The sequence below is a fragment of the Enterobacter cloacae complex sp. SHL022 genome (assembly GCF_049237785.1).
Classification (GTDB): domain Bacteria; phylum Pseudomonadota; class Gammaproteobacteria; order Enterobacterales; family Enterobacteriaceae; genus Enterobacter; species Enterobacter hormaechei_C.
On the sequence record NZ_JBMKJH010000008.1, the window covers coordinates 195043 to 216587 of the forward strand.

The 21545-nt window shown below is 54.2% G+C and carries 22 protein-coding genes; 7 read left to right on the forward strand and 15 right to left on the reverse strand.

Annotated features, from left to right (window positions below; translation table 11 throughout):
* The first annotated feature begins 38 nt into the window (after positions 1–38).
* The gene (rdgC, locus tag ACOTZD_RS17535; RefSeq protein ID WP_003859129.1) at positions 39–953 is read left to right on the forward strand and encodes a recombination-associated protein RdgC; all 915 of its coding nucleotides are present in this window, start codon (positions 39–41) and stop codon (positions 951–953) included.
* Positions 954–1000: 47 nt separating this feature from the next.
* Here rdgC and ppnP read toward each other — a convergent pair whose 3' ends face one another.
* The 5 genes from ppnP to ACOTZD_RS17560 form a co-directional block, all read right to left on the reverse strand.
* Complete coding sequence (gene ppnP, locus ACOTZD_RS17540) at positions 1001–1288, reverse strand: pyrimidine/purine nucleoside phosphorylase (protein WP_003859131.1); 288 nt, start codon at positions 1286–1288, stop codon at positions 1001–1003.
* A gap of 71 nt (positions 1289–1359) precedes the next feature.
* A complete protein-coding gene (locus ACOTZD_RS17545; protein WP_003859133.1) occupies positions 1360–2037 on the reverse strand; it encodes an AroM family protein in 678 nt (225 codons plus the stop codon).
* A gap of 236 nt (positions 2038–2273) precedes the next feature.
* Positions 2274–2465 carry a protein YaiA gene (yaiA, locus tag ACOTZD_RS17550; protein ID WP_421636353.1) on the reverse strand — a complete coding sequence of 64 codons (192 nt, stop codon included), beginning with the start codon at positions 2463–2465 and terminating at the stop codon, positions 2274–2276.
* Between the two features lie 44 nt (positions 2466–2509).
* Complete coding sequence (aroL, locus tag ACOTZD_RS17555) at positions 2510–3034, reverse strand: shikimate kinase AroL (RefSeq protein WP_032608627.1); 525 nt, start codon at positions 3032–3034, stop codon at positions 2510–2512.
* Positions 3035–3178: 144 nt separating this feature from the next.
* A complete protein-coding gene (locus tag ACOTZD_RS17560; protein ID WP_003859141.1) occupies positions 3179–3637 on the reverse strand; it encodes a YaiI/YqxD family protein in 459 nt (152 codons plus the stop codon).
* Positions 3638–3734: 97 nt separating this feature from the next.
* On the opposite strand from ACOTZD_RS17560, the gene proC reads away from it, so the two are divergent.
* Positions 3735–4544, forward strand: coding sequence for a pyrroline-5-carboxylate reductase (proC, locus tag ACOTZD_RS17565; protein ID WP_022650449.1), 810 nt, complete (start codon positions 3735–3737; stop codon positions 4542–4544).
* 16 nt (positions 4545–4560) lie between these two features.
* Here the strand turns inward: proC and adrA are convergent, their stop codons facing one another.
* The 5 genes from adrA to ACOTZD_RS17590 form a co-directional block, all read right to left on the reverse strand.
* Positions 4561–5664, reverse strand: a complete 1104-nt coding sequence (adrA, locus tag ACOTZD_RS17570) for a diguanylate cyclase AdrA (protein WP_023324219.1) — start codon at positions 5662–5664, stop codon at positions 4561–4563.
* A 102-nt stretch (positions 5665–5766) separates the two neighbouring features.
* Positions 5767–6087, reverse strand: coding sequence for a phosphate starvation-inducible protein PsiF (psiF, locus tag ACOTZD_RS17575; protein WP_022650447.1), 321 nt, complete (start codon positions 6085–6087; stop codon positions 5767–5769).
* Between the two features lie 293 nt (positions 6088–6380).
* The gene (gene iraP, locus ACOTZD_RS17580) at positions 6381–6641 is read right to left on the reverse strand and encodes an anti-adapter protein IraP (RefSeq protein WP_003859148.1); all 261 of its coding nucleotides are present in this window, start codon (positions 6639–6641) and stop codon (positions 6381–6383) included.
* Between the two features lie 208 nt (positions 6642–6849).
* Complete coding sequence (locus ACOTZD_RS17585; protein ID WP_174402115.1) at positions 6850–8064, reverse strand: multidrug efflux MFS transporter; 1215 nt, start codon at positions 8062–8064, stop codon at positions 6850–6852.
* 169 nt (positions 8065–8233) lie between these two features.
* Positions 8234–8917 (reverse strand): extensin family protein, encoded by a 684-nt coding sequence (locus ACOTZD_RS17590; protein WP_174402116.1) that lies wholly within the window; start codon positions 8915–8917, stop codon positions 8234–8236.
* A 104-nt stretch (positions 8918–9021) separates the two neighbouring features.
* On the opposite strand from ACOTZD_RS17590, the gene ddlA reads away from it, so the two are divergent.
* The gene (gene ddlA, locus ACOTZD_RS17595) at positions 9022–10119 is read left to right on the forward strand and encodes a D-alanine--D-alanine ligase (RefSeq protein WP_003859156.1); all 1098 of its coding nucleotides are present in this window, start codon (positions 9022–9024) and stop codon (positions 10117–10119) included.
* Positions 10120–10122: 3 nt separating this feature from the next.
* Here ddlA and ACOTZD_RS17600 read toward each other — a convergent pair whose 3' ends face one another.
* Entirely contained in the window at positions 10123–10344 is a 222-nt protein-coding gene (locus ACOTZD_RS17600; protein WP_003859157.1) for a DUF2754 domain-containing protein, read from the reverse strand.
* A 248-nt stretch (positions 10345–10592) separates the two neighbouring features.
* Here ACOTZD_RS17600 and ACOTZD_RS17605 point away from each other — a divergent pair, with 248 nt between their 5' ends.
* Positions 10593–10895, forward strand: a complete 303-nt coding sequence (locus ACOTZD_RS17605; RefSeq protein ID WP_003859159.1) for a DUF2755 family protein — start codon at positions 10593–10595, stop codon at positions 10893–10895.
* Here ACOTZD_RS17605 and ACOTZD_RS17610 read toward each other — a convergent pair whose 3' ends face one another.
* Both ACOTZD_RS17610 and sbmA read right to left on the reverse strand, forming a co-directional pair.
* Positions 10896–11993, reverse strand: coding sequence for a DUF1615 domain-containing protein (locus ACOTZD_RS17610; RefSeq protein ID WP_003859160.1), 1098 nt, complete (start codon positions 11991–11993; stop codon positions 10896–10898).
* 12 nt (positions 11994–12005) lie between these two features.
* On the reverse strand, positions 12006–13226 hold the full coding sequence (gene sbmA, locus ACOTZD_RS17615) for a peptide antibiotic transporter SbmA (protein ID WP_003859162.1): 1221 nt from the start codon (positions 13224–13226) through the stop codon (positions 12006–12008).
* Positions 13227–13577: 351 nt separating this feature from the next.
* Between sbmA and ampH the strand changes: the two genes are divergently transcribed.
* Positions 13578–14738, forward strand: coding sequence for a D-alanyl-D-alanine-carboxypeptidase/endopeptidase AmpH (gene ampH, locus ACOTZD_RS17620; protein WP_003859164.1), 1161 nt, complete (start codon positions 13578–13580; stop codon positions 14736–14738).
* 2 nt (positions 14739–14740) lie between these two features.
* Here the strand turns inward: ampH and ACOTZD_RS17625 are convergent, their stop codons facing one another.
* Both ACOTZD_RS17625 and ACOTZD_RS17630 read right to left on the reverse strand, forming a co-directional pair.
* Positions 14741–15367 (reverse strand): helix-turn-helix domain-containing protein, encoded by a 627-nt coding sequence (locus ACOTZD_RS17625; RefSeq protein ID WP_003859165.1) that lies wholly within the window; start codon positions 15365–15367, stop codon positions 14741–14743.
* Positions 15368–15455: 88 nt separating this feature from the next.
* A complete protein-coding gene (locus tag ACOTZD_RS17630) occupies positions 15456–18230 on the reverse strand; it encodes an autotransporter outer membrane beta-barrel domain-containing protein (protein WP_174402117.1) in 2775 nt (924 codons plus the stop codon).
* Positions 18231–18682: 452 nt separating this feature from the next.
* Here ACOTZD_RS17630 and hemB point away from each other — a divergent pair, with 452 nt between their 5' ends.
* Positions 18683–19657 (forward strand): porphobilinogen synthase, encoded by a 975-nt coding sequence (gene hemB / locus ACOTZD_RS17635; protein WP_003859169.1) that lies wholly within the window; start codon positions 18683–18685, stop codon positions 19655–19657.
* A gap of 128 nt (positions 19658–19785) precedes the next feature.
* Positions 19786–21510: a lysophospholipid acyltransferase family protein gene (locus ACOTZD_RS17640; RefSeq protein ID WP_023324213.1), complete on the forward strand. Its 1725-nt coding sequence runs from the start codon at positions 19786–19788 to the stop codon at positions 21508–21510.
* The last annotated feature ends 35 nt before the right edge of the window (positions 21511–21545 follow it).

A 21545-nucleotide genomic window follows, 5' to 3' on the forward strand; every position in this document is an offset into this window, starting at 1 on the left:
ATGCCCGCTGATTTAACGACAAGGCCGTGGAAATTATCATGCTGTGGTTCAAAAATTTGATGGTTTACCGTCTCAGCCGCGACGTTTCGCTGCGTGCAGAAGAGATGGAAAAACAGTTAGCCGCTTACTCCTTTACCCCTTGCGGTAGCCAGGATATGGCAAAAACCGGCTGGGTTCCGCCAATGGGTTCTCAAAGCGATGCGCTGACCCACGCCAGCAGCACGGGGCAAATCATCGTTTGCGCCCGCAAAGAAGAGAAGATCCTGCCGACGCCCGTGGTTAAGCAGGCACTCGAAGCGAAGATCTTCAAGCTGGAAGCTGAACAGGGCCGTAAGCTTAAAAAAACCGAAAAAGATTCGCTGAAGGATGAAGTGCTGCACTCGCTGCTGCCGCGCGCCTTTAGCCGCTTTAGCCAGACCATGATGTGGATCGACACCGTTAACGGGCTGATCATGGTGGACTGCGCCAGCGCCAAAAAAGCCGAAGATACGCTGGCGCTGCTGCGTAAGAGCCTTGGCTCATTACCGGTGGTACCGCTGGCGCTGGAAACGCCGATTGAGCTGACCCTGACCGAGTGGGTGCGCAGCGGGACTGCCGCGCAGGGCTTCCAGATCCTTGATGAAGCAGAGCTGAAAGCGTTGCTGGAAGATGGCGGCGTGATCCGCGCGAAGAAACAGGAACTGGTGAGCGACGAAATCGCCGTGCACATTGAAGCGGGCAAAGTGGTGACCAAACTGGCACTCGACTGGCAGCAGCGCATTCAGTTTGTGATGTGTGATGACGGCTCCGTGAAGCGCCTGAAATTCTGCGATGAACTGCGCGATCAGAACGAAGATATCGACCGCGAAGATTATGCTCAGCGCTTTGACGCAGACTTTATCCTGATGACCGGCGAGCTGGCGGCGCTGATTCAGAACCTGGTGGAAGGTCTCGGCGGCGAAGCGCAGCGCTGACAGGCAAAACGTAGGCCGGGTAAGCGAATGCGCCACCCGGCATGCTTTTATTTCAGATAGCGGCACAGATAAGAGGTTGGCTCTGCAACCTGTAAATGGAACTCGCTGTGGCCCGGCACGTTGAAGACCTGCCCGGCACTATATACTTTCCACTCCGTTTCACCCGGCAGCAGGACGTTCAGCGCGCCGCTGACCACCGTCATCTCTTCCGCTTCTGCGGTGCCAAAGGTGTATTCCCCTTCCGCCATTACGCCGACACTGGCGCGGCCAGTGCTGCTGCTGGTAAAACCAATGGATTTCACTTTACCGGAAAAGTATTCGTTACTTTGAAGCATGAACTGGCCCTTATATTTATAGAGAAAAATCCACTATAGGGGCCATGCTCATGACCTGTCACGCAAAATCATTACACCAGTAATTCTGACGCCAGACGCGCCATCAGGACGTTAGAGAGCAGCACCGGAACATCCAGCGCCTTTTGCAATAAATCACGATGCCGCTGATGGAAGCCCAGGCAGTCGAGCATCAGGACATCCGCCCCTCTGTCGATCAATTCCTGCCCAGCCGCAATCAGCTTCGCTTCGCTGTCCCAGAACGGGTTAGCCAGCGCGTACAGCGGGGTGTGCTCCAGCGCAGCCCACTTCACCGTCTGGTTATCCAGCAGTTCCTCAACGGGAACGATGACCCCAACCTGATGACCATCAACAATAGAGGCCACCAGCGGGGGGATAATCCGCATCGGTTCGAGCAGAATGGCATTACGCGCGCTGAGTCCTTTAACGGGTGCCGTGCTCATCAGCAAAATGACGTCATAGTCCTGATTGTCGAGCACTTCGATCACGCCCTGTAGCGCGCGCTCGATTTTCTGGCGCGACACATGCGCCAGTTTACCGTCACTGAGTAACGTTGCCAGGGGATCTTCCCCCTCTCCGACCGCGTAGTCTTCCATGACCTCTTCCCGACTGAGCTTCCCTAACAGACTGAGATGCGTAATTTGTTGTTCAGAGACATGCTCGGTTAAGAGCGGTAATACTTCGCTTACAGGCACCACACCAATCGTGAGGATCGCCAACGTCGCCTTCATTTTGATCGCCTTCCGTTACTACCACAACTGCCACACAGGTGCAGGCTCACTACGCTGCACTGTTCATTTATTCAACAAAACAGCACCAAGCGTAGCAGGGGATCTCAACACCGTAGTGTAAAGATCGACTGGCCTTTCCGAATCCACCTGTAATAACTAAATATTAACTGCTGCTTAACATCAGCGATAAGTTAAAAGTGTGATTCAGGCACGGTTGTAACGAATTCGGATTCCTGTCAGGACTTCTCAGGATCCTCATAGCGCCGTTTCGCATCCAGCGCTTCCTGTTCGGTTTCATGTTCGCTGATCAGCGAATCAGGTTTAGGGTGAGCGGCACGCAGCTGGTACCAGGTTACGGTTTGATCACCATTACCTTTTTCAACGGTAACGATGCGGGCTTCACGTGGATAGGGAGGTCTGGTTGGCATAGCTCATCCTTTTTTTATGTCTGAGCTATGAGTATAGACGGCTGTTAGCTGGCGCAAGCCAAACGCAGGGCGGTAATAATCTGAATCGCAACTTTTTCGGATGACGCCGACGCATCCACAACGTGGTGTGCCGCCTCGCGGTACAGTGCATCGCGTTCGGCGAGGACCTCGCTGACCTCTTCACTCAGCGGTTTCGCGGTCAGCGCCGGGCGCTGCCCCTCTTCCGGAAACGCCTCCAGCCGCCCCACCAGCGTAGAGACCGGGGCACAGAGGTAGATCACGACACCCTTTTCGCGCATAAACTGGCGGTTATACGACGCCAGGATAATGCCCCCACCGGTCGCAATCACGGTTGACGGCGCGGTCACCGCTTCCAGCGTGGCCGTTTCACGCGCACGAAAGCTCTCCCAACCCTCATCTTCAACGATATCGGCGATAGTCTTACCCGCATTCTCCTGAAGCCAGTGGTCAGTATCGACAAACTGACTCTGGCACAAACGCGCCAGCTCCAGACCAACGGTGGTTTTCCCACAGCCGCGAGGGCCAACTAAAAAGATGGGTGGGTTCATAACCAGGTGTTCCCCTTGCTGCCGGATAACTGAAGGCTGTAAAGAAATGATTGCAGTAGATGTTGCGCTAACTTTACTGCAAAGCGGTACGGAATGACAAGCCTGTGGAAGCCACACTGTACCACAAAACCGCCCGGAGGTGGGCTACGCCGGGCGGCGCTTCACTTCCAGCAGCCATTTATCCAGCTCGGCGGCAAACTGCTGGCGATCGCGCTGCGACAGGCTGTCCGGCCCACCGGTTTGCACGCCGCTGGAACGCAGCGTATCCATAAAATCACGCATGGTGAGCTTCTCCCGGATCGTTGCCGGAGAGTAGCGCTCGCCGCGCGGGTTAAGCGCCGCGGCCCCCTTCGCCAGCACGTCGGCAGCCAGCGGGATATCCGCCGTGATCACCAGATCTCCTGCGTCACACAGGCGTACTATCTCGTTATCCGCCACGTCAAACCCGGCCGGAACGCGCAGAGATCGGATGTATCTGGAGGGCGGCACGCGGATATTCTGGTTCGCCACCAGCGTTAGCGGCATCTGCACGCGCTCGGCAGCACGAAATAAAATCTCTTTAATCACATTCGGACACGCGTCCGCATCAACCCAAATCGCCATCGTCTCTCCCCATTATGATTCTGGCGACTATTGTCGCCTGCATTTCGTTGTTAAGCTATCAATGAGAGATAACAACGCATAATAACGGAGAGACGTGATGGATAAGAAAATCGGGTTTATCGGCTGCGGAAACATGGGCAAAGCTATCCTCGGCGGACTGATTGCCAGCGGGCAGGTGCTGCCGGGGCAGATTTGGGTCTATACCCCATCCCCGGATAAAGTCGCGGCGCTGCGTGATGAGTATGGTGTCAACGCTGCCGAAAGCGCGCAGGAAGTGGCTCAGGTGGCGGATATTGTCTTTGGCGCCGTTAAGCCGAATATCATGATTAAAGTCCTGAGCGAGATCACCTCCAGCCTTAACAAAGAGACCCTGGTGGTGTCGATTGCCGCAGGCGTGACCCTCGATCAGCTCGCCCGCGCGCTGGGTCACGACCGTAAGATTGTTCGCGCCATGCCAAACACCCCGTCGCTGGTGAATGCCGGTATGACCTCCGTTACCCCGAACGCACTGGTCACATCTGAAGACGTGGCAGATGTACTGAATATCTTCCGCTGCTTCGGCGAAGCGGAAGTGATTGCCGAACCGATGATCCACCCGGTGGTCGGCGTGAGCGGCTCTGCCCCGGCGTATGTCTTTATGTTTATCGAAGCCATGGCCGATGCCGCCGTATTGGGCGGAATGCCGCGCGCGCAGGCCTACAAATTTGCAGCGCAGGCGGTGATGGGCTCGGCCAAAATGGTGCTGGAAACGGGTAAGCATCCGGGCGAATTGAAAGATATGGTGTGCTCGCCGGGGGGCACAACCATTGAAGCCGTGCGCGTGCTGGAAGATCGCGGATTCCGCTCCGCCGTGATCGAGGCGATGGAAAAATGCATGGAAAAATCAGAGAAGCTCAGTAAGTCCTGATGCGCTACGCCGGGCGTCAGGCGGCCACTTCGGTGCGGCCCCGTCCGGCATTTTTGGCTTTATAGAGGGCCACGTCCGCCGCCTTTAGCCATTCACGATAGTGGGTGAACTGCGCTCCCCAGGGGGCAACCCCAACGCTGATACACAACCTCGCCGTTGGTGCTCCGTGCAGCGGCATGTTGACCAGCCGTTCATGGACGCGCGACATCGCTGCAATCGCGCTGTCGGCAGGCGTGCCGGACATGATCACCGCGAACTCATCCCCACCAAAGCGGCCAATATAATCGCCTGAGCGCAGAGTCAGCTGAAGCTGGCGCGTAATGGCAACAATCGCTTCATCTCCCACGTCATGCCCCCAGGTGTCGTTGATCGTCTTGAAGTGATCGATATCAATGAGCAGTATCGTCGCCTGTCGATGGCTGCGACGGCAGGCCTCAAATTCGTAACGCAGCAGCGTTTCCCAGTGACGGCGATTGAACACGCCGGTCATTCCGTCGCGGGTACTCATCAGCTCAAGCCGACGCTTATGCTCTGCCAGCCGGATCGCCGTGCGGTGGCTGAGCCATGCAAACAGCATGGGGTAGACCACCAGCACGGGGAGCGTCAGCCACAACGCCAGCGGTTCAGAGGTCAATAGCACAGGAGTACCCGTGGATTGCACGGTGAGCAGAGCAGACAGGGCAAGCAGCGCCAGTCCTGTCAGAAATAAGCGACATCCCCCCGATCCCATCATATTCATGCCGATCATCATGATCAGCGCCGCCGTTGGTAGCGCATTGAACCCTGTTAGCCCCATCCAGACACCGGCAAGAATGGCATCGATTTTCAGATTAACAATTTCACTTCTGTGGGGTTCAGCCGAACGAAAAGCCAGCTGCCAGGCCAGATGGGGCCAGACAAAGACCCAGCCCACCAGCAATAACCACCAAACGCCGGAAAGAAACTGGCTCACCAGAACGCTGGCAAGCGGAACAAATAGCGCCGCCAGACCAACGATGCGTGCCAGCCGTATTCGCCGGGCAAATCGCAGACCGGAACGGTATGAATCATCCTGAGAAAGCTGCTGGTGCCACGCTTCCCGAATGTTCTCGTGACTGTCATAAAACTCATCATTCATCATCTTTGGGAATATTCTGAAACATTTTCCCAAATTATAGAGAGGGGGGTAGCGGGGAAAGTATGAAATTTTGGGTGAGCCACAGCCGTGACTCACCCGTTAGCACTACGCCTGTTTTTTCAGGCACGCGCTCATGAACTTGCTGCGATCGTCGCCTTTCAGCATCTGCTGTGTCGCCTGGGCATTGCACTCGCGCATTTTTTGCTGCTGCGGGGTCAGGCTTTTTTCACCGGGTTTTGTCGCACCATTTTTTAGGCAGTCGCTCATGTACGTTTTACGGGCATCCCCTTTCAGGCTTTGCGATGTCGCCTGTTGGTTACAGGTCGTCATGCGTTGCTGCTGGGGCGTCAACGTTTTCTCTTCCGCATGTGCTGATGCCATCAGACACAGGCCAGAGAGCAGGGTAATCAGTATTGTTGTTTTCATTGCACCATCCTTTATGTGAAGTTCCACGTTAAGTCTGGTTCGTTACGGAAAAAAAACCACCCTGCGCACCTGATTTTCGCCGGGCTCCGCGGTTATTTCAGCCCTGTAGCGGCACAATGATCATTATCCGGTTTTGCCGGCAGGGAGGCGGTAATTAATAGCAGAAATTATGCGGTGAAAACTGTGCTCTGTCTCAATTTAATTTACCCTGAAAAATGTGTAAAAATAAAAACAGAGCGACGCCAGGCATCCTGCATGACAATTCTGTGACATGTCATTTCACCTCTGGCCGGTTAACTGCGAGGATGCCTCAAAAGCTTTTTTACGTATTGCTGAAGCAGCTCCGCATCCTCTGCGGGAACCTGTGAATCAGGGCGAGCTTTTTCCAGCGCGCCTTCAACGTTGTCGATCAACGCCTCCTGCTCTGGTTTTGCCATCTGTCGCAGCAGCGCCGTCACAACGATTTCCAGCGCCTCGACCTGGGCAACCAGCTCTTTCGACTCTTCTTCCTTTTGGGCAAGCTTAACCAACAACTCAGCAATGAGATTTTTCATGGTGCTATTTCCTTATGTGATTTCCCCTGAAATTAACACCCTCACTGAATAATGAAAAGCATGGATTGGCTTTATCTTATGCAAAAGTGACATCGCTGCCAAAAAAGATATTTCGTGGAGAAAGCGAAACGTTTTTCTAAAAGAAAGGCGCCGCATTTCGTTATATAAAAATGCGGCGTTCATAAGAATAAATAATATATTATCGTGTTTACCGGGCCGACTTTGCCTCAGCGATTCGCCTGCGACGGCGTAAGGCAAAGGCCAGTTGAATAATATTCAGCAGTACCACCACCGCCGTCGCGGCAAATACCCAGCGGAAACCCGCCATCGCCGAGACCGAGGCGCCAATAAGCGGACCCGCTACGTTGCCTAAATACATGAACGACTGGTTGTAGCCAAAAATGCGGCCGGTTACCTGGTCACTGGAATATTTCACCAGCAGCGTCTGAGCAGCGGGCAGCATGGCGCCATCCGCGAAGCCAAGCAGGAAGCGCAGGATGCCCAACTGAAGAGGTGTGGTGACGAATGACATGGCAAAGAAAAGGATCACCGCAATGATGAGCGTTGCCATCAGAATACGTGCCGTACCGATCCTGTCGCCCAGTTTCCCCAGGCGCGGAGCAGACATCAGCGCCGACACGCCCGGCACGGCGGCAATCATCCCGCTCAGAAACGCAATGTTGCTGCTGTCCGGCGCCATCGACTTGATAAACAGCGCCAGAATCGGCCCCACCGAGCCGTTACAGAGCTGGATCACCATCGTCGTCACAAAGAGGCTAATCATCAGGCCAGGATAAGGCAGCGAGGCGAAAACCGCTTTTCCGCTCAGGCGTTCGGATTTGCTGACAACAGGCCGCCCGCCCTCTTTAATCAGAAAAAGGGTGACCAGAAAGCTAATCGTCAGCAGGATCGCAGTAATGATAAAGACCGCACGCAGCCCGACATGGTCCGCCAGGAAGCCGCCGAGCAGCGGGCCGCCAATGACCCCGCTGATCTGGGCGGTGGAAAGCGTGCTGAGCGCCCAGCCGCTTCGCTCACGCGGTACCTGTGAGGCCACCAGCGCCATGGCATTCGGAATGTACCCAGAGGTCAGCCCCATTATCGCCCGCAGAATAAATAGCTGCCAGACGTTGGTGGCGAAGGCCTGGAGCAAAATGGCTATCGCCATCCCCAGCGAGGCGCGGAGCAGCATCAACTTGCGCCCCTTGCGATCTGCCAGGCTACCCCACATCGGCGACACAATGGCGGAGACCAGAAACGTCACGCTGAACGTCAGGCCGGACCACATGGAGAGCGCTTCATGGGAAGTGACCCCCAGCTGCGACACATACAGCGGCAGGAAGGGCAATATCTGGCTGATAGCCAGTCCGGTGAAGAAGCAGCCGAACCAGACTGAAATGAGGTTAACTTTCCAGGATTCCATAACAGAAATAGTCTTCATTTTTAGGCGAATTCGCCGACAGATTAGCAAGTTACGCGCAATGACATAGCGCCAGAGATGCGGCCTTGCAGACTTTGGTGTTTTATCTTCCCAGTCATCATATTTGTGAAATAAGTCACAATTCATCCAAATTTCGGCGGAAGATTATGCTTCATCGACATAATCCATATCCGCGCATTCCCAGATGTAAATGGTTGGCATGGGCGGCATTATAGTCCGGTCCCAGACTGTTACCGTAATAACCACAGCTTGCCGAGAGCAGCGCCTGTAGCCAGGGCTGCGTCTTTTCCGCTTTCCAACCGTTTAGAACGGTAACACGCTGTCCGTTTGCCAGCCTGAAAGCGCTGATATCCAGCGCATCCGCCGTAGCATGTTCGCTGCGCCGCGCATCCGGGCGGCTGTAGATATTGCGGCAGGCAAAGCTGCCCAGATGTTCAATACGCGCAAGCTCGCTTCCCGTCCAGGTTTTGGTGAGCGGCCGGGCCTGCTGGCTGACAAACAGCGCCGAACTTAACGCTAGCGGGCAACTGGCAAGAAAGCTGCTGTTCAGGCTGACCGGGCCAAAATCACGTACGCGCACCACGTTACTCAGTGGACACTCCCCGGCGCTGTCAGCGACCGCCTGGGTACGGATAAGCCGACGTTGGTTCGCCTGCGTTAACAGGCTTTCGCACGCCTGGGGGGTTAAACGCCGAAGTTTAAACTGGGTTATTTTTCCGGGCGGATCGTCAAGCGTAAGCGGCACGAAAGGGTTGTACTGCGACGGCAACCAGCGGTAGCCCACCGTGACGATCCCGGCAATAACAATAAGAATAAACAGACCTTTTCCTTTCACGCGCCCCCCTTCAGCATCCCTCAAAACATTATGGCAGAAGGCCGCGAAACCCGCCGGGCATCGTGGTATGTTATTGGCTTTTCGTCAGACTGGAAGAGAGTGAGATGGCAAAGCAGCGCGTAGGTATTGTCTTTGGGGGAAAATCGGCAGAGCACGAGGTGTCATTGCAATCGGCTAAAAATATCGTTGATGCGATTGATAAAAGCCGTTTTGACGTGGTGCTGCTGGGCATAGATAAACAGGGCCAGTGGCATGTTAACGATGCCAGCCAGTATCTGTTACACGCTGACGATCCGGCGCACATCGCCCTTAATCCTTCTGATATCAGCGTCGCAACGGTTCCAGGCGTGGTACAGGGACAGCTTATCGATGCCGGGAACGCGCAGGCGCTGGCACAGATTGACGTGGTGTTTCCTATCGTTCACGGCACGCTGGGCGAAGACGGCTCCCTGCAAGGCATGCTGCGGATGGCGAACCTGCCGTTTGTCGGTTCCGATGTGCTGGGCTCTGCCGCCTGCATGGATAAAGACGTCACAAAACGTCTCCTGCGCGACGCCGGTCTGAATATTGCGCCGTTCGTGACGCTTACTCGTGCCAACCGCGATAAACATAGCTTCGCGCAGATCCAGGCGCAACTCGGCCTGCCGCTATTTGTGAAACCAGCAAATCAGGGCTCGTCCGTTGGCGTCAGCAAAGTCACCAGCGAAGCGCAGTTTAACGAAGCCGTTCGTCTGGCCTTTGAGTTTGACCATAAGGTGGTGGTTGAGCAGGGAATTAACGGACGCGAAATTGAGTGCGCCGTACTGGGCAACGACTTCCCGCAGGCGAGTACCTGCGGTGAAGTAGTGCTGAACAGCGACTTCTATTCCTACGACACCAAATATATTGACGACAAAGGTGCCCAGGTTGTGGTCCCCGCCGCGCTCGATCCTGACGTTAACGACAAGATCCGCGCGATCGCCGTTGAAGCCTATCAGGCGCTGGGATGCTGTGGGATGGCGCGCGTCGACGTGTTTCTGACGCCGGATAACGAGGTGGTGATTAACGAAATCAACACCCTGCCGGGCTTTACCAATATCAGCATGTACCCGAAACTGTGGCAGGCCAGCGGGATAAGCTATCCGGAACTGATCACCCGCCTGATTGAACTGGCGCTGGAGCGTCACGCCGCTGACAGCGCCCTGAAAAGCTCCGTTAACTAACGGTTAGTCGGTTTTCTCTGCCGTCGTCGTCTCATCGGGGCGACGGCGGATAATGAATCCCGCCAGCCAGAAACTGATTACCCAGGTCACCAGCCCAACCGCATAGGTTTGCCAGCCTTTCGCTTCAAATCCCAGCAGCCCGACAACACCGTTGAGAATAAAGATCAGCCCGATCGCAAAGGCGTAGTAATGCCAGTCACGGCGTAGTTTGGAAGTGAGCTTCATGACAACTCCGGCAGAAAAAAAACTATCCTCTCACAGTTTGATAAAGGCGTCTGTGGCGGATACGTAAATTCTGAAAAGCAGCGCAGTTTCACTTATGTTATCAATTTGTGACGTGATGCAGAATTCGACAATCCAGGAGAAATCCTGAACCGAATTTCCCACGATTCTGATATTGACAAATGCTATGACCTGTCACACTCACCCTGTACGACGCGTATTAAAACAGAGTGATATTTTCGGGAGGTCTTATGGCAGACTTTACATTGTCGAAACCGATTTTTGGCGGAAAACAACCAAAAACCTCCACGGCGGGGAATATTGCCTATGCCCTGTTTGTTCTGTTTTGTTTCTGGGCAGGAACCCAACTGCTGAATATGCTGGTGCATGCTCCTGGCGTGTATGAGCATCTGATGCAGGTGCAGGATACAGGCCGCCCACGCGTTGAAATCGGTTTAGGCGTGAGCACCGTATTTGGACTCATTCCCTTCCTCGCGGGCAGCATGGTTCTGGGCGTGATTGCCCTCGTCCTGCGCTGGCGCAATCGCCACTGATTACAGTCTCATACAGCGTGCCCGACGATCGTCCACGCGTTTCGCGAACCAGGCGGTCGTCAGGTTACGCGTGATCTTCGGGCTTTCCAGCTGAATCCCTGGCAGAATGGCTCTGGGTAATGCCTTTCCACTTTTCTTCTCGGCCAGCGCAAAGACCTGCTTATAGAGATCCGTTTTCTCAAACGCCAGGCTGTCGCCCTTCTCCAGCTGTCGGCGAATGTCGCTGTTGCTCATTTCCAGCTTCGTCGAGAGTTTTCGCACCGCACGTTCGGTGGTCCCAGCCTCACTGCTGCCGTATGCAATGAGATCGCCATCCAAAGCGAGCTTCACACCGCTGGCGCGGCTTACCGCATTCTGGAAGGCTGCATTTCGGCTGGCATACCAGCCCGCATTAAAGTCGGCAAAGCGATACAGCGGTTTATCGTAGTTGGCCGGATAATTCAGCAGGTGATACGTCCCAAACCACAGCCCACCGCGCAGGGAGAAGACCTCCTGACGCACCGTACCATCGATATCCCACGGATAGCCGTCGGTATGCTTTTCCGCAAATGCGATACTCACCTGCATCGGACCGCCGGTATGCACCGGATTCAGCGATCCAAACAGCTTCTGCCCCATCGGCACCATATTGATGAAATCATCGAAAATGGCGCTAAGCTGCTTCTCGGTTTTCACCGTATCCAGCCGTTCGCTATAGCTTTTACCGTTTGGCGAGGTGATTTTAAGGGCGGTATGTACCAGGAAAACCGGGATATGCATCGATTCGGCCCGGCGGTCGATCTCTTTCCAGGCGATTTTGTTCAGGCCAGGCACAACAGGATCTGACTGATACATCGATTCCTGCTGCGCCACCGCGAGCACCGAGCAGATATTCTCTTCGGTAGGCGCGATCTTCTGGCTTTTGAAGGTCGTTGCCAGCGCATCAGCCCACTCACTGCGATCCTTCACGCTGGCGGGCATCTTCTGCCGCACCACGCTCGCCACATCCACAGGCTTCTCCCCTTCTTTGAGCGGGGCAGCCCCTTTTTCGGCACAGCCCGCCAGCACGAAAGCGGCGAGTAACGTCAGAGGTAATGCACGTGGTACGGCAAATGGCATAGCAATTCCTTTTTAACCTAATGTATGGGTGACTTCCTGCACGTCCTTATCGTCCAGCTCACGCTCGAAACTGCGTAAACGTTTGTAGATGGACATCAGCTCCACAAGCGTAGTCCAGGAGCTAATCAGATACTGGAACGAACCGCGAACCTGACCAAAGACGTTGGTGATTTGGGTCATCAGACCGAGCGTAATCGTACCCGCAACGATGGACGGGAACAGCAGGAACAACCCGAAAACGTTATCAACCTGAAGATAAAGAATGCGCGCGATATTGAAATACATGTAATGGAAATAGAGGCGGAAGTAGTTACGACGTACGGCGCCAAACAGCTCACGCACGGTAGGCGGTGACGCACGGTTGGCATCGTCTTCACCATACACCAGCTCTTTACGGTAGGCCGCTTCCACGCGCTGGTTTTTAAACTCCAGCCCCGGCAACTTGATCCCTACCACCGCCAGCAGCCCCGTTCCCATCAGCGACCAGACAATCGCGGCAATCACCAGGCCGTAGGGCAGATGGCCGACAATCGGCAGCTCCGGAACGTGCGACGAGAGCGTCACCAGCACCGGCAGGAAGGCGATCAGCGTCATGATGGCGTTGATAAAGCTCACGCCCATATCTTCCAGAGTAGAGGCAAAACGCATGGTGTCTTCCTGCACACGCTGTGCGGCACCTTCGATATGTCGCAGGTGCTGCCAGTGCGCCATATAGTGTTCGTTCATCGCGGTACGCCAGCGGAACACATAGTGGCTGACGAAAAAGTTATTCATCACGCCGATCACCACAGCGATGAGGGCGATGCCGAGGAAGATCCCCACCTCATGGTAGAACTGGTTAATGGTCACTTTATGCGGCGAACTCAGCGCCGTCTGGATCAGATCGTAAAACGGCGCATACCAGGCGTTGACCGCTACGCCCACCTCAACCAGGAACCAGGTGACAAAGATGATTAACGACGTGCCGAGAATCGACCAGTATTGCCAGCGGTGAGGAGAATAGACAAACCAGAACATGGCAAAAAGCCCTACGCAGAGCACGTAATAAGCATAGAAAAGCAGATAGCTCATGGACCAGAAGCGCGCTGCGCTAATGGGAATATCGCCCGTTGCCCCCGTAAGACGGGTCAGCCACGCGCCGCCACCGGCCTGCCAGAAAATGACAGCCAGCAGTGCCCAAATAAATGCCGACAGGAAAAAGGGCCCCGGCTTTGGGAAAAAAGACTTAAACATTGTGCTTCCTTCTTGTTGTTATGGCTGTTGCTGTGTTCAACATATCGCCACACGAAACCTTGCCTGTACCAGCCTCCCGGCTCAGGCAAAAAAGTGAGACCTGCGGGTGAATTATTAGTTCGCTTCCCAGTTTTCAAGAATTGTTTCGGTGCGTTTCATTCGCAACAGCGATCGTAGCGTCTATCATACGGTCGATGTCACAAAATGGGAGCCACGCTGCAAGTAAATTGTTCAAATTTACCCACGGTTACGTTTTTCTCGCTATCGTTATGCAAATCGGACCATTGCCCGACGCCGATTAGTAGTATAACTACCCGTAACTTTCCTTATTCACTTGATGGATGCTTTTCGTTGAAACGTTGTCTGCTCTCTATCGCCGCGCTGTGTGCGGTGAGCCTGTCCACCGCCCAGGCAGCCCAGCCTCTGACGGCCCCGGTTCTGGCCTCTGACATTGCCGATCGCTACGCGAACCTTATTTATTACGGCAGCGGTGCGACGGGAATGGCGCTGGTCGTGATCGACGGTAACCAGCGGGTGTTTCGCAGCTTCGGTGAAACACGACCGGGAAATAACGTTCGTCCGCAGCTGGATTCCGTTATCCGTGTCGCGTCGATAACCAAGCTGATGACCAGCGAAATGCTGGTGAAACTGCTCGATCAGGGCGTGGTGAAACTCGACGATCCGCTCAGCAAATATGCGCCGCCCGGCGCTCGCGTTCCGACATATCAGGGAACGCCGATCAGACTGGTGAATCTGGCGACCCATACCAGCGCCCTGCCGCGAGAACAGCCCGGTGGCGCTGCGCATCGCCCTGTCTTTGTCTGGCCAACCCGTGAGCAACGCTGGAACTACCTGAGCACAGCAACCCTGAAATCGGCCCCGGGCTCGCAGGCTGGCTATTCTAACCTGGCGTTTGATCTGCTGGCCGACGCTTTAGCGACGGCCTCGGGTAAGCCCTACCCTCAACTGTTTGAAGAGCAGATCACGCGTCCGCTCGGGATGAAAGATACCACTTACACCCCCTCCCCGGACCAGTGCAAGCGTCTGATGGTGGCGGAAAAAGGGGCCAGCCCGTGCAATAACACGCTGGCCGCCATTGGCAGCGGTGGAGTTTACTCTACGCCTGGCGACATGATGCGCTGGATGCAACAGTTCCTCTCATCGGATTTTTACGCGCGCAGCAATCAGGCCGACCGCATGCAGACGCTCATCTACCAGCGTGCTCAGTTACGTCGCGTCATTGGCATGGATGTACCCGGTAAAGCCGATGCCCTCGGCATGGGCTGGGTGTATATGGCGCCAAAAGATGGCCGACCGGGGATTATTCAAAAAACCGGTGGAGGTGGCGGATTCATCACCTATATGGCGATGATTCCGCAATCAAACGTAGGTGCTTTTGTGGTGGTCACCCGGTCGCCAAATACACGCTTCGTGAATATGAGTGATGGCGTAAATAATCTGGTGGCCGAGCTGAGCGCCAATAAAGCGCAGGTGCTTACGGCCTCTAACTGATCTCAATAGTCCGTGGGCAAACGGTTGATACTGACCAGTTTGCCCCGGCTCATATTGATGTAGTTCCCCTGACGCAGCGCCGCCAGAACCTCCGCAACGACCGAACGAGAAATACGCGTGCTACGCTGAATATGATTCATAACACCAATTTTTGAACGTAGCGCGTCATCCCACTCGGCCATATTCAACAGCATCGCCCGAATTTGGCTATAGGAATTATTTCCAATCAGCTGTATATCACGTTTTCCCAGTAAATGGTTTAGCCATGACAGCCAGCAGAAAGCTTCTTGCCAAACATGCGCTTCTTGAATAAGTTCGCATGCAGTAGAGGCAGGCAAATAAAATCCGGTACAAGGTGTTTGTGCAATCAGAGAATATTCAAGATAGTTGTCATTTATCCATGCGCTTAAACCGTGGATATACGGTGCCCGCGCAATACCCATAAGTAATTCGTCTGATTTACGGTGGACGGCAGTCAGACCGGATTGTATGACAACGGTCAATGGTTCATCATCATTATTGCCGGTAGTTATTAATTGTTGTGGTTCGGTCTTAAATGGGGTACCGGCGATTTCCAGACACTTAATGAGCCGGCTTAATTCAGAAAGTGGTTTCGCATTAACGTTCATGCATACCTCAAGTCATCTGTATCTGTCGGTTCTTTATTATTTTTAAAGCACATAAAAAAGCGGGGGCAAAATCCCCCGCGTTTTTTTCTTACCAGGTATATTTCACACCCAGGTTTGCTCCCCAGTTCTGGTCAACGTCGCCGCCGCCCAGATAAGTCGCATCAGTGTAAGCACTGAAGTTTTTCGTGAAGCTGAACTGAGTACCCAGTCCCACGCGAACCGCAGAGCCTTCTACGCCGTTATCAATGCTGTCGTTGTTGATATCAGCATTGTTGTCAGCATCGTCATACACGTAAGCCAGTTTGAAGTAAGGCGTTAATGCCTGCTCGCCGCCGTAGTTGAAGGTATAACCTGCATCCACGCCGAGTTCATAACGCATACTGTCGTAAGACTGACCATCGATACGCATGTCGTTGCTTAACTGGTAGTCATCACCGGACTGGAACAGGCCAGAAATCGCCGCGTAAGGCGTGACGTAGCCAGACAGGTTTGGTTTCCAGTCATAGCCCAGTTTCATCCCGAAACCAACGGCGTCAGTCGTGGTATTACCGTCAACATACTGACCATTGCTCATGGTGGCAGAGAGGTCGTTGTTGAAGCGGGTGTAACTCAGTGAGCTGTCGAGGAAGATATCGTTCATGAACTTCGCCGACGCGTAGATCATCGCAGTCTGGCTGTCCTGATCGACCTGACCCGTACGATCGCTGATATCACCCTTCGCGAAACCAGCCGCACCACCGACAATCCACTTCGCGTTATTACCGTCGATCTGAGTATCCAGACCTACCATAATGCCGCTTACGTCCTGATCGTAGCTAACGGTGCCATTATCCGCGTCAAAGTTGCCGCCGAAATAGCTCACCCATGCGCCGCCGTTATCTGCCAGGCCATGACGGCTGTTGGTCAGACGGGTACCCACGGTATCCTGTTGCAGATTCCAGATGTTGGTATTAGCAGAAGGAATGCTCAGCGCCATGTTGGCGTAGTCAGTCAGCTCTTCCTGCTGGAGAACAACGGTGTCGCCCTTCTGCTGCGCCTGATAGGTGTATGCACCTAAATCAGCTTTGTTTGCCGCAGTAAAGCTGGCAGCGGTATCCGCGTTATTGTCATAGACGCGAATGATCTCTTTGTTTTTGTAGTCAGCTACGGAGCCTGCGCCGGTCGCATCGTCGATGCGCACTTTATAGTTACCGGCAACGTCACCGTTCACCGCCAGATGACCGTCAGAGTTCAGCGCGACAACACCATAGTCGTAGTCCGCTTTATTGCGATCGTTGGTGATATACCGTGCGTTGTTCAGGTCGCTGTTCAGCACATAATCGCGGCTGGCAACGTTGAGTACACCGCCATCGGTCAGCACCATATTGTGCGTATCAACCTGACCCAGACCCAGCGCCAGCTCTGCACCGTTGTCCACGGTAATGGTGTTGGCATACAGCTCAGCTGTCTCTTCAGTCAGTGCCGCACGGCTGTAGCTATCCAGATACAGGCTATCGGTTGCTACCGCGCCGTTGTCGCCGATGTTCAGGCTAGACGCATTGGTCAGGGTGATGGAATCCGCCAGCAGGCCGGAGTTTTCAACATTGACCTGAGACTGGTTGTTCACCGTCAGCGCGTCGATGTTGGAGATCTTACGGGTATCCCACTCGGAACCGTTATCCAGCGCCACGTTGAACAGGCCGCTCTGATAAACCTCTTCACCTGCAACGTGACCGTTGCTATCAAAGGTAGAATCAGGCCAGATGCTGTTTGGAGAAAGTGCATGCCAGTCTACATTGCTGTAGCCTTCACCATACATCTGCGCCGTGCCGATGACCTCAACGCTGGACTGCGCGGCACCCACCCATTTACTGCCGTTGGTCAGCGTGACATCCAGCTTGTCAGTATCATCCCAGCCGTTGGTAGTTGGGTTATAGATGCCGTCATCGGTGGTATCCGTTGCCGGATCGCCATTCTCGTAGAAGTTGTTATCAAAGGTGCTGGAGAAAAGAATGTCGCCGGTAATGGTAGAGTGATCGAAGGTAGCGGTGGTCTGCATAGCGTTATCAGACGCGCCAGCCACAACGATCAGCGCCGCATCATCCGCAGCCGTGGCGTTGGTTTCACCGTAGTCGCTCGGCTTCGCCGTTTGACCGTAGAAGCCGCTGGTACCCAGATCGCTGTACGCACCGGAGGTCAGCACAGAGTCTTTCACCACCAGCGTATCGGTAAAGACATTGCTGCTGTTAGCAACGCCTTCAACACCGTCGTATGGCGTGTTATCCAGATCCTGGTAACCCTGCGTCAGCGTGATACCCGCAACGTGGGAATTGTTCTGAATAACGATATCAGATTCAACGTCCAGCGTGATGGCGTTACCCAGATCATAGGTGTCCAGATAATGCGTTTCAGTGGTTTCGCCATTGACGACATCATACGCGTAATGCTCGTAGGTATCGTTGATGGTGGAGTTATCAACGGTCAGGCTAAAACGATCATACTGGGTATGAGCGGTGCCGTCAGTATCTACGCCATCTGCACACGTCGTGGTCATACACTCTGAGGTGATCATGCCATTAATGGTGCTGTTAGAAATACTCAACGCATTCGCACGGCCATTGACACCATCATCCAGATAGTATGTCGAAATAACTCCGTTTACGGTTGATTTATTGACGACCGGATAAATGTCACCATCATGTGTGGCATCTGAATAATTCCAGTCAGCATAACCATAATACCAGGGCGTGGACGCAGTATTGTCATATCCAAAAGTATTATATGTCGTGCCGGATATATCTTTCGCATTGGCCTGAGAAGCGATAGCCAGTGTGCAGGCTAATGCAAGTTGTGATACAACCAGTTTCTTTTTCCATGTTTGCATTGGGTCATCCCTCCTCAGGGACGTAAGCAAGTTTGTCCATCAAATCATTTAGCAACATTAAATTGCGGAAGGAATTATGCAGTTTCACTTCGAAAAGGTTCAATGAATGATTCCATTAAGTCCGTATTCAGACAAATAAGCTTATAAACCCACGGCAATATCAATCATTATGAATAAATATTATAAATTCAACTGATTGCAAACTACTTTAGTTGCTTCGACACATATAATAAAAAGCAATTAATCATTTATATTTATAATCCCAAACCAATATAGAAGCCTCACCAATATTACACGCCACGCTGAACATCAGAATAAGAGTTATAATATAGACTAAATACATGCTGCGTATATTAGTCGATTTCGAAAATCTAAAAGACAACTTTAGTAAAACACCGCTCCCTGCTTTCAGGTACACTATACCTCTTTGTTCCACAAACATCAGGCATACCATGACCGATTTAATTGCACGTCCCCGTCGCCTGCGCAAGTCACCCGCACTGCGCGCCATGTTTGAAGAGACAACACTGACCTTAAACGATCTGGTGTTGCCGATTTTTGTTGAAGAAGAGATCGATGACTACAAAGCCATCGACGCGATGCCGGGCGTGATGCGCATTCCTGAAAAGCATCTGGCCCGCGAGATCGAACGCATTGCGAATGCGGGCATCCGCTCGGTGATGACGTTCGGTATCTCCCACCACACTGACGCGACCGGCAGCGATGCCTGGAAAGAAGACGGCCTCGTGGCACGCATGTCGCGCATCTGCAAAGAGAGTGTGCCGGAGATGATCGTCATGTCCGATACCTGCTTCTGCGAATACACCTCTCATGGCCACTGTGGTGTGCTGTGCGATCACGGCGTGGACAACGATGCGACCCTGCTGAATCTGGGCAAGCAGGCGGTGGTTGCCGCCGCCGCGGGTGCGGATTTCATTGCGCCTTCTGCGGCAATGGATGGGCAGGTACAGGCGATTCGCCATGCGCTGGATGCCGCGGGCTTCACCGACACCGCCATCATGTCCTACTCCACCAAATTCGCCTCCTCTTTCTACGGCCCGTTCCGTGAAGCAGCGGGCACGGCGCTGAAAGGCGATCGTAAAACCTATCAGATGAACCCGCTTAACCGCCGCGAAGCGATTCGTGAATCTCTGCTTGATGAAGCCCAGGGCGCTGACTGCCTGATGGTGAAACCGGCTGGCGCGTACCTGGATATCCTGCGCGACATTCGCGAACGCACCGAACTGCCGCTGGGCGCCTACCAGGTGAGCGGTGAGTACGCGATGATCAAATTCGCCGCGCAGGCGGGTGCCATCGACGAAGAGAAAGTGATCCTCGAAAGCCTGGGGGCGATCAAACGTGCGGGCGCGGATCTGATCTTCAGCTATTTCGCGCTGGATCTGGCCGAGAAGAAAATTCTGCGTTAATCCGCTTTAGCGCCGGGTGGCGACTTCGCCTTACCCGGCCTGCTCTCTGCGCTAATCTTCACCAAACTGCAATACAAACGACATCTCCTCCTTCTACTGTCTGGGCAAGACGGCAGGAGGAGTGATCAATGTTTAGTCTCGACAGCGTTCTTGATGACCTTTGGCCTCAGGCGAGGCCCGCACCCTGGCAAAAAAGTCTGTTAAAAAGACTGCTTCACGAAGACGAATTTCAGCAGTTTGCCGCCAGCCACCGTCACCTGAAAGGGCTGGATATGGTGGATCAGGTTCTGGAACACCTTGATATTCACTGCTCCGTTTCCGCCCGCGATCTCGAACAAATCCCCGAACACGGCCCACTCATTGTGATAGCGAACCACCCCACTGGCACGCTGGATGGGCTGGCGTTGCTGTACGCCGTTTCCCGCGTGCGCCGCGACGTCAGGGTTGTTACCAACAGGATGCTGTCCCACCTTGAGCCCCTCAGTTCATTGTTTATTCCCGTGGATAATATGGGCGGCAGAACCGCAAAAGCTTCGCTGATACAGATGGAGCAGCACCTGCAAAACGCCGGTGTGCTGATCTTCTTTCCGGCGGGCGAAGTTTCCCGCCCAACGCGCAAAGGCATACGCGATAAAAAATGGCATCCGGGCTTTATCAAGCTGGCTGGCAAATTACGGGTGCCGCTACTTCCGGTACATATCCAGGCGCACAACAGCCTGCTGTTTTATGCCAGTACCCTGGTCTCGCCAACGGTATCCATGCTGCTGTTGATGCAACAGATGTTTCGCCGCCGTCACAGTCAGTTGCCGATCAAAATCGGCCAGCAGATTGCCTGGAATGACCGGTTTAGTTCTACCCTTTCATCGCGTGAGATGGCCGAGCAGTGTCGTCAGCACGTGATACGTCTTGGCAAGGGATTGCCTGGCGTCTTTAAAACCCAGTGCGCCATTGCCCGCCCGGAAGACAGGGCCACGCTGAAGCGCGAACTGGCGCAGGCCGAGTGTCTGGGAAAAACGAGCGATGGTAAGGCCATCTATCTTTGGCAGCGCAACGGGCAGGAAGAGGCGCCTCTGCTGCGCGAGCTGGGGCGGCTGCGCGAGATTGCCTTTCGTGCCGTGGAGGAAGGCAGCGGGAAGCGGCGGGATACGGACAGCTACGATGATGACTATCTGCACCTCATTTTGTGGGATGACGATGACCTGGAGATTGTCGGCGCGTACCGCTTTATGCCAACGGCCATGCAGGTGGAAAAGCGCGGCGTCGAGGGGTTGTACAGCTACAGCCTGTTCCACTACGACGAAAAAATGCAGGACATACTGGAGCACGGCATTGAGCTGGGGCGTAGCTTTATACAGCCGCGCTACTGGGGGCGTCGCGGTCTGGACTATCTGTGGTCAGGTATTGGCGCCTATCTGGCACGCTATCCTCATTACCGTTACCTGTTTGGCCCGGTCTCCATCTCCGGGGGGTTACCGCCTGCCGCGCGGGATCTGCTGGTCGCCTTTTACCGCTTGTGGTTCCCGGCGACGCATCCTCTAGCCGCCTCGCGCCAGCCCTATCCCGCATCCCTGCCAGACGTGCTGGCGCAATTTGGCGGGGTGGATTACGTGGATGACCTGACAAAGCTCAAATCCCTGCTCGGCAACCTGGGCTGCGGCATCCCGCCGCTCTACAAACAGTATTCCGAGCTATGCGAACCCGGCGGCGTGCAGTTTGTCGATTTCGGCAGCGATCCGGCGTTCAATAACTGTATCGACGGGCTGGTGCTGGTGGATTTGTGTTATCTGAAGGCGAACCGCTATCAGCGGTATATAGAGGCGCACTTAATACCCTCCCCCCTGCCCTCTCCCTAAAAGGGAGAGGGTGAAAACCGCACCGGTCAGTCCCC

Coding starts and splice junctions, on each gene's coding strand:
- ACOTZD_RS17625 (WP_003859165.1), bottom strand. CDS start 15,367: ATGAACGTTAATGCGAAACCACTTTCTGAATTAAGCCGGCTCATTAAG.
- ACOTZD_RS17610 (WP_003859160.1), bottom strand. CDS start 11,993: ATGCCATTTGCCGTACCACGTGCATTACCTCTGACGTTACTCGCCGCT.
- ACOTZD_RS17630 (WP_174402117.1), bottom strand. CDS start 18,230: ATGCAAACATGGAAAAAGAAACTGGTTGTATCACAACTTGCATTAGCC.
- rdgC (WP_003859129.1), top strand. CDS start 39: ATGCTGTGGTTCAAAAATTTGATGGTTTACCGTCTCAGCCGCGACGTT.
- proC (WP_022650449.1), top strand. CDS start 3,735: ATGGATAAGAAAATCGGGTTTATCGGCTGCGGAAACATGGGCAAAGCT.
- aroL (WP_032608627.1), bottom strand. CDS start 3,034: ATGAACCCACCCATCTTTTTAGTTGGCCCTCGCGGCTGTGGGAAAACC.
- iraP (WP_003859148.1), bottom strand. CDS start 6,641: ATGAAAAATCTCATTGCTGAGTTGTTGGTTAAGCTTGCCCAAAAGGAA.
- hemB (WP_003859169.1), top strand. CDS start 18,683: ATGACCGATTTAATTGCACGTCCCCGTCGCCTGCGCAAGTCACCCGCA.
- yaiA (WP_421636353.1), bottom strand. CDS start 2,465: ATGCCAACCAGACCTCCCTATCCACGTGAAGCCCGCATCGTTACCGTT.
- ACOTZD_RS17560 (WP_003859141.1), bottom strand. CDS start 3,637: ATGGCGATTTGGGTTGATGCGGACGCGTGTCCGAATGTGATTAAAGAG.
- sbmA (WP_003859162.1), bottom strand. CDS start 13,226: ATGTTTAAGTCTTTTTTCCCAAAGCCGGGGCCCTTTTTCCTGTCGGCA.
- adrA (WP_023324219.1), bottom strand. CDS start 5,664: ATGATGAATGATGAGTTTTATGACAGTCACGAGAACATTCGGGAAGCG.
- psiF (WP_022650447.1), bottom strand. CDS start 6,087: ATGAAAACAACAATACTGATTACCCTGCTCTCTGGCCTGTGTCTGATG.
- ACOTZD_RS17640 (WP_023324213.1), top strand. CDS start 19,786: ATGTTTAGTCTCGACAGCGTTCTTGATGACCTTTGGCCTCAGGCGAGG.
- ACOTZD_RS17585 (WP_174402115.1), bottom strand. CDS start 8,064: ATGGAATCCTGGAAAGTTAACCTCATTTCAGTCTGGTTCGGCTGCTTC.
- ppnP (WP_003859131.1), bottom strand. CDS start 1,288: ATGCTTCAAAGTAACGAATACTTTTCCGGTAAAGTGAAATCCATTGGT.
- ACOTZD_RS17545 (WP_003859133.1), bottom strand. CDS start 2,037: ATGAAGGCGACGTTGGCGATCCTCACGATTGGTGTGGTGCCTGTAAGC.
- ACOTZD_RS17600 (WP_003859157.1), bottom strand. CDS start 10,344: ATGAAGCTCACTTCCAAACTACGCCGTGACTGGCATTACTACGCCTTT.
- ddlA (WP_003859156.1), top strand. CDS start 9,022: ATGGCAAAGCAGCGCGTAGGTATTGTCTTTGGGGGAAAATCGGCAGAG.
- ACOTZD_RS17605 (WP_003859159.1), top strand. CDS start 10,593: ATGGCAGACTTTACATTGTCGAAACCGATTTTTGGCGGAAAACAACCA.